7 protein-coding genes are annotated in these 8,868 nt (G+C 58.1%); 5 read left to right on the forward strand and 2 right to left on the reverse strand.

The window, feature by feature from the left end; translation table 11 throughout:
- The first annotated feature begins 3 nt into the window (after window positions 1-3).
- Genes AOQ71_RS15500 through fcl form a run of 3 tightly spaced genes read left to right on the forward strand, consistent with a single transcriptional unit; the run spans window position 4 to window position 3,575 of the window.
- The gene (locus AOQ71_RS15500; RefSeq protein ID WP_057747545.1) at window positions 4-1,563 is read left to right on the forward strand and encodes a lipopolysaccharide biosynthesis protein; all 1,560 of its coding nucleotides are present in this window, start codon (window positions 4-6) and stop codon (window positions 1,561-1,563) included.
- Window positions 1,556-2,638, forward strand: coding sequence for a GDP-mannose 4,6-dehydratase (gene gmd, locus AOQ71_RS15505; RefSeq protein ID WP_057747546.1), 1,083 nt, complete (start codon window positions 1,556-1,558; stop codon window positions 2,636-2,638). The genes AOQ71_RS15500 and gmd overlap by 8 nt, the downstream gene beginning before the upstream one ends.
- Window positions 2,619-3,575, forward strand: coding sequence for a GDP-L-fucose synthase (gene fcl, locus AOQ71_RS15510; RefSeq protein WP_057747547.1), 957 nt, complete (start codon window positions 2,619-2,621; stop codon window positions 3,573-3,575). Before gmd ends, fcl begins: the two co-directional genes overlap by 20 nt.
- Window positions 3,576-3,668: 93 nt before the next feature.
- Here fcl and AOQ71_RS15515 read toward each other — a convergent pair whose 3' ends face one another.
- Complete coding sequence (locus tag AOQ71_RS15515; protein WP_057747548.1) at window positions 3,669-4,469, reverse strand: FkbM family methyltransferase; 801 nt, start codon at window positions 4,467-4,469, stop codon at window positions 3,669-3,671.
- A gap of 483 nt (window positions 4,470-4,952) precedes the next feature.
- On the opposite strand from AOQ71_RS15515, the gene AOQ71_RS15520 reads away from it, so the two are divergent.
- Window positions 4,953-5,996 (forward strand): polysaccharide pyruvyl transferase family protein, encoded by a 1,044-nt coding sequence (locus tag AOQ71_RS15520; RefSeq protein WP_162268358.1) that lies wholly within the window; start codon window positions 4,953-4,955, stop codon window positions 5,994-5,996.
- 10 nt (window positions 5,997-6,006) lie between these two features.
- Here the strand turns inward: AOQ71_RS15520 and AOQ71_RS15525 are convergent, their stop codons facing one another.
- Entirely contained in the window at window positions 6,007-7,659 is a 1,653-nt protein-coding gene (locus tag AOQ71_RS15525) for a putative Ig domain-containing protein (RefSeq protein ID WP_057747550.1), read from the reverse strand.
- Between the two features lie 298 nt (window positions 7,660-7,957).
- Here AOQ71_RS15525 and AOQ71_RS15530 point away from each other — a divergent pair, with 298 nt between their 5' ends.
- The gene (locus AOQ71_RS15530) at window positions 7,958-8,776 is read left to right on the forward strand and encodes a glycosyltransferase family 25 protein (protein ID WP_057747551.1); all 819 of its coding nucleotides are present in this window, start codon (window positions 7,958-7,960) and stop codon (window positions 8,774-8,776) included.
- Window positions 8,777-8,868: the final 92 nt, after the last annotated feature.

Genomic DNA, 8,868 nt, shown 5'->3' on the forward strand with positions numbered 1-8,868 from the left:
AAAATGGTCGCTATTAGTGCCCGTACGGCGCACCCTTTGTCGAAAAATTCAATCGCCATCGGAGCTGCCTGGATCGGTGTGAGCCGGCTGGTGGTTGCCAGTCTCGGCTTCCTGAACATGCTCATATTGGCAAGGATGCTCACGCCGGAGGATTTCGGCCTGGTTGCCGTCGCGACGGCCATCATTGCTGTTCTGACGTCGATGACTGAACTGTCCCTGGCATCGGCGCTCATTCACCATAGGGATCCAAGTGAAGATCAATTCCACGCCGCATGGACGTTGAGCCTGGCTCGCGCCTGCTTGCTCGCACTCTTGCTGTCGTTGCTCGCTTATCCGGTGTCTTTGTCCTACGGCGATGGACGTTTGATTCCGATCCTGTTGGTCCTGAGCTGTTCGATCGTGATATCCGGCCTTCGAAATCCGATGCTAGCGATGATGCAGCGTCAACTCGTCTTCTGGCAGGAATTTGTGACGAGCAGCAGCCGGGCGCTCGCTACCATCCTCGTCTCCTCCGGGATCGCCATTTGCTTCAGGAGCTACTGGGCGCTGATCGCCGGGGCTGTCGTCGCCAACTTCATCGATGTCGTCGCCTCTTATCTGATCCAGCCGTTCCGACCCAAATTCCGGATAAAGGGTAGCCGCTCTCTATTCTCGTTCTCTGTGTGGCTATCGCTCGGACAGGCCGTCAGCACGCTGAACTGGCGTTTCGACCAGATCATCATTGGATATTTTCTCGGGAAAGCCGCCCTGGGTGGATATGTGCTGGGCAGCGACCTGGCCGCGACGCCGACACGAGAAGCAACAAATCCGCTTGCCGGGACGCTGTTTCCCGTGTTCGTGAGGCTGAGGGACGAAAAAGCCGCCCTTCAACGAGCTTATCTGTCGGCGCAAGCAATGCTGTGTGCGATCGCCTTTCCGGCCGGGTTCGGTTTCGCGTTGATCGCCGATCAATTCGTTCCGCTTGTGCTGGGTGAGGCCTGGGCAGGCGCGACAATCGTGATCCAGCTCCTCGGCGGTGCAATTGCGTTGCATACGCTCAGCGCGACCGTCCAACCCCTTGGTCTGGCTCTTGGGCAGACGCGCAGGTTATTTCATCGCGACGTTGCGATCCTAATCGTGAGGCTGCCTGTCATTGTTGCGGGCCTGTGGGTGGGAGGGTTACTTGGCCTGCTGGTGGCTCGCGTGGCGGTTACGCTCGGCGGTGTCGTCTACAACATGGTCCTGGTCCGCGAATTGATCGACACTTCTGTCTCCCGGCAATTTCTCGTGAATCTGAGGACCGCTTTGTCCACCTGCACGATGATCATTGTCGGTCTTCTGACCAATTTGGCCTTCATCACATCTGTTGGCCATGAGTCTCACGTCTATGCTCGGTTGATCGCTGTTGTTCTCGTGAGCGCGCTTGCCTATGTCGGGTCACTCTTTGGAGTCTGGCGAGCGACAGGCTCGCCGGCCGGGCCCGAGCGTGAGATCCTGCGAATCCTCGGCGCAATCGCCAACAGGTTCCGGAAAATGGGAAAATCGTCGATGATAATTAAGCAGTCGGGTGAGCAATATGAATGAAAGGTCGAAGCGCCGCGTCGCGCTGATTACGGGCGTCACCGGTCAGGACGGTGCCTATCTCGCTGAGTATCTGGTTGGCCTGGGCTACATCGTCCACGGCATCAAGCGGCGGTCGTCCTCCTTCAACACCGCCCGTGTCGATCATCTCTATCATGATCCGCATGTCGGCGATGTGCCGTTCCTGATGCATTACGGCGACATGACGGATTCGACAAACCTGATCCGCCTGATGCAGCAGATCCGGCCAACCGAGATCTACAATCTGGCTGCACAGAGCCATGTGGCGGTCAGTTTCGAGAGCCCGGAGTACACCGCGAATGCTGACGCGATAGGAACGCTGCGGCTATTGGAGGCGATCCGCATTCTTGGCATGGAAAAGGAGACGCGGTTCTATCAGGCGTCCACCTCCGAGCTCTACGGCCTCGTGCAGGAAGTGCCGCAGAAGGAAACGACTCCCTTTTACCCGCGCTCCCCTTACGCGGTGGCGAAGCTCTACGCCTATTGGATCACGGTGAACTACCGCGAGGCCTACGGCATGTTCGCCTCGAACGGCATTCTCTTCAACCACGAGAGCCCGATCCGCGGCGAAACCTTCGTCACCCGCAAGATCACGCGCGCCGTTGCCCGCATCGAGACGGGCCTCGAAGAGACGTTGTATCTCGGGAATCTCGAGGCCAAGCGCGACTGGGGCCACGCCAGGGATTATGTCGAAGGCATGCACATGGTCCTGCAGGCCGACCGGCCCGACGATTTCGTGCTGGCAACCGGGGAGACCCGCTCGGTGCGCGAGTTCGTGGAGCTCGCCTTTGCCGAAGTCGGCCGCAAAGTCGAATGGCGGGGCAAGGGCGTCGAGGAAACCGGTATCGACAAGAAGTCAGGCAGGATCGTCGTGCGAATCGATCCGACCTATTTCCGACCTACCGAGGTCGATCTCCTGATCGGCGACCCCAGCAAGGCGCGCGAGAAGCTCGGCTGGAAATCCAGGACCCCGTTCGCGCAACTGGTCAAGGAAATGGTGGCTTCCGATTTGTTCGAGGCCAGGCGAGAGGTTGCCAATGGCAAGCAAGCCATTTGAACTTGCCGGCAAGACCGTCTTAGTTGCCGGCCATCGCGGCATGGTTGGCTCCGCGTTGGTGAGGCGGCTTGCGACGGAAAATGTCGAGCTGCTGACGGTGTCGCGGAGCGAGGTTGATCTGCGTGACCAGGCCGCCGTCGATAGATGGTTCGCTGCAAGGCGTCCGCAGGCGGTGTTCCTTGCTGCCGCCAAGGTCGGCGGCATCGTCGCCAACAATACGCTGCGCGCCGAGTTCCTCTACGAAAATCTTGCGATAGCGGCCAACGTCATTCACGCTGCGCATGTCAATCGATGCGAGAAGCTGATGTTCTTTGGCTCCTCCTGCATCTACCCCAAACTGGCAGTCCAGCCGCTGCGCGAAGAGTCGATGCTGACTGGCCCGCTGGAGCCAACCAACGAACCCTACGCGATCGCAAAGATCGCCGGCATCAAGATGGTCGAGGCCTATCGCAACCAGTATGATTCAAACTTCATCAGTGTGATGCCGACCAACCTTTACGGTCGCGGCGACAACTATCATCCCGAATACAGCCACGTCGTCGCGGCGTTGATCCGCCGCTTCCATGAGGCCAAGACGTCGGGGACGAAGAATGTCCTGGTGTGGGGCACCGGCACGCCGCGGCGCGAATTCCTCTTTGTCGACGATCTGGCGGACGCCTGCATCCACCTGATGAAGACCTATTCGAGCGGCGAGCTCGTCAACATCGGCACCGGCGTGGACATTGCGATCGCCGAATTTGCACGCCTAGTCGCGGCGACCGTCGGCTATTCCGGCGAGATCAGCTTTGATACCTCGCGCCCCGACGGCACTCCACGCAAATTGCTTGACGTCAATCGGTTGGCGAAGCTGGGTTGGCGGGCCAAGACCTCGCTCGAGGATGGGCTCAAGTTGGCCTATCAGGCATATCTCAGCGAAAACCGGCAGGTGGGGGAGTAGGGACCGCGCCTCGCAATTGCGAGCCAACGGTCGCGCATCCGCGCGCCCAATGTCAGCGGCTGGCGCGATTCATCGGCGCGGCCACGGGGGCGATCACTCCGGAGCGAACCAGCATTTCGGCAGCACGACATCATCCCTGTTTGCGACGTTTCTCCTATCGAGGTCGTGAGGAAACCTTCTCGCAGGCGTCCGGCGAGAAGCGCGATCCTTGCGCAAGAACGAGAATTCCATGGTCGGCGGGACCTTGAAGTTCCTGTATTCGATGGGTTTGAAGTAATTGTTTGGATGAATGTGTACGACGTCGAAGTGCTTGGTGATCTTCTTGAAAACAGCGCCGATCAGCTTGAGTCCGATCGGATTGAGAATTCTGTCCAAGGAATGGAACTCGATGATTATGATCCTGAAGCGCTTCAAGTACTCCCAGCTCGTTTCAATGAGAACTTCGTACTCGCCGCCTTCAATATCCATCTGAAGGATGAGGTCGCCGATGTGAGGGCCCTTTCTCGACATCCAGTTCTCGAGAGTCATGAACTTGGCATTGTTTTCGTTTCCGAGGAATTTCTTTTCGAAATCGAGGAGGTCATTGTGGATCGCGGGTGCATCCACCGAGAAGTCAGCGAGGAAACATGGGATGCCGCGTTCGGCAAGGCCGAGCTCGAAGTCAGAGACGTTGTAGACGCCCGGTGAAAAGCAGCCGACGCATCCATCCAGGTCGTCCGGAACCAGATAGCCGCCATCAGCCAATCCGCCCAGTCGAATCAACTTCTTGTCCGTCACGACAGGGAAAAGGTCCCGGAAGAACTCCCTGAGCTCCTCCTCCTTTGAGGTGCCGGATATCATAAAGTCGTTATCGAGCAGGCGTGCCTTTACGTAGTCTTTCAACAAACCAATCATGCAGTTCACTCCGAACTCGCCAACGCATCTGGGCGCGGGCTGGCTGCAAGAAGCGGCACTCCCGTAGGCTCGATGCCTATGTTCGTTGCGATGAACACATTAGCCTGCCTTAGGACTTCAATAGATTCGATTTTTGTCACGAATATGTGCGGTGTTGTCGCTAAGGGGGCGTTGCCGAGACTTGCCTTTTGGCTGCTAAGCCGATCTATTCCGTGCTCTGGAACCCGGTCAGCTTCCGCATCGTCAGGGACGCCGAGGGAGCACGCGTGTTAGAGGCAGAAGCCGGCTGAGTGCGAAAGATCGAATGACCGGCGCTGGAAGCTCGGCAGCGCAAAGGTCCCGCGTTGCGGTCAAATCTTTCGCAACCGTAGCGAGTGCCGCGCGCAATGGCAGAAGTGGGTTTGTCGAATGCGAAGTTTGGGTGATGCATCAGAAGCGGTTCGATGCTGTGATGCGACCGGTGGCGCCGAAGAGCTCAGAACGATGGCCGAAAAGCCCATGAAGGACTCTCGTTCCCTTATTACCGAGTTACAGAATGAAATCGACAGGGTCATCGGGCCTCATCTGGAGGGCGTCGAGGATTTTGCGCTGGTGGATTTCCCCAACCACTCAAATGTGGGCGACAGCGCCATATGGTTGGGTGAAGAGACCTATCTGCAGAAGAAGCTAGGCAGAGCACCGTCCTACGTCTGCACCTATGACACCTGGTCAAAGGAAGAGTTTGAAAGAGCCGTTCCTGCCGGACCTATCCTTATCCATGGTGGGGGCAATTTCGGCGACCTGTGGCCCAGCCATCAGGAGTTTCGGCTCAGGCTTCTATCGGAGTTTCCGGATCGCCAGATCATCCAAATGCCGCAAACCATACACTTCTCCTCGGCGGCAAGTCTCAAGCGCGCCGCGGACATCATCAACTCGCATAAAAAGTTCCGGATTCTAGTCCGCGATGTGCAAAGTTTGAAGATCGCGACAAAGGAATTTACGGCTCCCGTCGATCTCTGTCCGGACATGGCGTTCTGTCTGGGGGCGCAGAGCTCGCCAGCAGCAATAACCAGGAAATTGTTGCTGCTGCTCCGAACCGATCACGAGAAGGTGGAGCGAAAAGGTTTCCCTCCGCTCCCAAACGTTGCAGTTGTCGAGGACTGGCTCGTCGAACAACGAGGCTTGGGAAAGTGGTTGTTTGTGAAGGCGCTGCTTGAGACGGCGCCCCTCGTGCTCAAGGGCAGGAAGCCGTCAGGGCTCGACGTGCGTATTCGCTGGTTTCACCTTCTGGCGTCGAACCGTGTAGCCCGCGGAATGAGACAAGTTGGATCGTCGGCCTATGTGATCACGGACCGGCTTCACACGCACATTTTTTGCGTGTTGTTGAATGTGCCGCACTCGGTCCTTGATAACAATTATGGGAAAATCAGCACCTTTGTCGATGCCTGGAGCAAGCCCTTCGAAAAGTTGAGCCGGCCATTGAGCACGAGTGTGGCCGAGGCCCTCGCAAAATTTCTTGGCAGTTCCGCCCCGAGGGATCAAGGTTGAAGGTCGAGCATCATCCTCCGTCCGGGCGGCTCGCCGCATCGTGCGCGTGGACGGTGAACGTCGTCGTCCTCTCTGTTGTCTGGCCCGCATTGTTTGCGCAGGATATTGTCAGCTTGCTGACCCCTGTTGCCGTTGGGCCGCCGCTGATCAGTCCGGTGGATCGGTCAAAGGAGAGCCCCCGCGGCAATCCTTTGACGGACAAGATCTTCGGCATCATGACCCCGACATCGCACTCCCCGTAGACATCGTGGTGGTAGCTGTCGCTTGCGGCGGCTGAAAGGGGGCCGGTCGTCACGCGCGGACCGCGATTGATGGAGAATCGCACTGGCTCCATCGTTGAGCCGTCAGGTTTGTAGCCATAAACGACGACATGAGACCGTCCGGCATTGCCCTTGCCGGCGGTGAAGTCCGCCTTGATCGTGCGCGACGCCGCATCGTAGGAAATTCCTTCCGGGAATTGCGTAAAGGTTGTCTGCTCCGTCATGTCCGGTTCGGAGCTGTCATAGGGTATGACTTGGACGAATTCGGTAACGCTTGCATCACCCCAGAGGACCCTCGCGTCCGGGAGCACAATCTTGCCATTGCCGTCGTAGTCAACATTGAGGTCTGCGACCGAAACCAGCGGCTTCCAATGCTTGACGCCTGTCGTCCGCCAGCCGCGGATCCAGTCGACATCGAGATAGGCGCCGGTCGCCGACCTGGCCCACGCTGCGGCGTCATACGCCTCGCCCGCGAACGTGTTATTGAATATGTGCGACGTCAGCAGCACAAATGACGGCATATCCTTGGTATTGGAGTCCACGCCGGCAAACTGGGATCGAAGCGCGCCATCGACGTAGAGTTGGGTGTTTCCACCGTTTCGAAAGACAAAGCTGAAGACGTGGAACGCGCCGTCCATATAGTCGAATGGTCCGGCGGTGTTGTCGGTCGAGATTGCCCCCGAGGTATGGACAATATTGCTGAAGTGCATCCCTTGGGAGTTGCATTCCAGATCCCACTCGTTGCCGGTTGGATTGAGCACGGGTGCGACCGAATAGGTCCAGAACGCGGGATGAAAGCCGGCCGGATTTGTAAGCCTGGGGCTGAACCGGGCACGCATCTCGATGATGACGGCGTTGGTGGTCGGGTAGTATGCAAACGCCCCGGCGGTATGAATCATCGCGGAGAGGTGCGGCCGCACGCCTCCGTTGATGGATCGGTCGGTCGGCGTAAGAAACGCCTGCTCGCGCGCTGTTGCATTGCGCGCGGCGAGGCGCAGGACCGAGCCGGAGACCGACATATTGTCGAAGCCAACCGCGACGCCGCGGTTGCGGTCCTTGTAGCCTGTAGTCAGCGGGTCGGCATCAAAAGCTGTCCCGAGCGACGTGGTATTGCCGCGGATACCCGGATGATAGGCGCCAGTCGGGAAGAACTTGCCGCGAGCGTTTGCCGGACCCACGATATCGAGAGAGTTGAATTCATCTCCCCACGACAGCGTATAGCCCGCATAGAACCCACTGCCATTCTGGCCGATGACGGCGCCGCCGACGATTTGGCTGCGTTCCTCAAACGGCAGGATGAATTGCAGGCGCTGTCGCAAACCATCGTTGCTCAGGCCAAGATAAAGGGCTGAGCGAATGACAGTCAGTGATGCGACGAACAGTGCTGCAATAGTGCTGTTCATTCGACGCTTCGATGACATCCACGCCTCTCTTACTCGAGACCGCCGCGAGTTTCGGCAGGTACATAGTCACTCCTCGCTGAGGAACCGTCGGTTCGGTGCAAGGCGTCCCAAATGCCGGTCGCTTTAGGTGTAGCCGCAGATTTCGCCGTGCGTTACGAAACATGACCGTTAAATGGCCACCAGCATGGCAGCCACTGGGCGCGTGCCGCGTCCTTGTCAGCAGCGACAAGTTCGCGGTAATCGTTTTGGAGATCACGTGCAATACAGTTCCCAATCAACGCGTCGGACTGGTCAATCAATGGGCAGCAATCTCAAAATTGTGGCGATTAGCTTGGCCTGTTCCGCGCGCCGCGAGCGCGCGAGTGCAAATCTGGAGTCGCTTGAGATTCCATGGACCTTCTTTGATGCGTTGCGTGTGCCAGCCAAGGGGCTCCCGCAATATGATGAGGCGCTGGCCATCCGCTTTTGGGGCAGGGGCCTTTCACGTGCCGAAATCGGCTGCGCAGCCAGTCATATGAGTGTCATGGCGCAAGTGGCAGCTTCAGATGCCGACAATTCATGGACACTTGTGATCGAAGACGACGTCATTCTCGATGCCGGGTTCAGCTTCCGATCGCTTCCGGACATCTGCAAGGCTGCCGAGATCGGCTATCTCCGGCTGTATGGGCGACACATGGCGCCGTGCAAGCACGTGGTCTGGCTGGATCAGCGGGAATTGGTGCGGTTTGAGCGTGCGCCAATGGGAACGCAGGCCTATCTGATCTCCGGCCATGCCGCGCGTCGGTTCATCGACAGCGTGACAACTATTCATCGGCCGATCGACTGGGAGATGGACCGCTTCTGGGCAAATGGCCTCCACAATTATGCCTTGTTTCCTTTTCCGTGCCTTGAGCTGACGCTGACATCTTCGATCGCAAAGGCGGCGGAGTCGGTCCGCGAGCCTACTGCGTTTGACAGGGCGGCTCGGTTTGCGTGGAAATCAAAGGAATATGTTCTGCGCCTGTCGGAAAATATCCGCCTTCGACAGTCCGACAAGCGGATTCGCCTCCGCCTCGCCGGCGCAAGCAGTCTTTCCGCGCCAATGCCGGAGACAATTCGTACGATCGAAAGCATGTGATTGACGCCTTGAGGAGTCGTCCGTTAAGAAACCGATTTGAGCGGTGAGCAGTCGCTGGCGGGCGCGATGAGGGTGGTGAGGATCAGGCACCA

Origin of the sequence: Bradyrhizobium manausense, assembly GCF_001440035.1 — a bacterium.
GTDB lineage: Bacteria > Pseudomonadota > Alphaproteobacteria > Rhizobiales > Xanthobacteraceae > Bradyrhizobium > Bradyrhizobium manausense.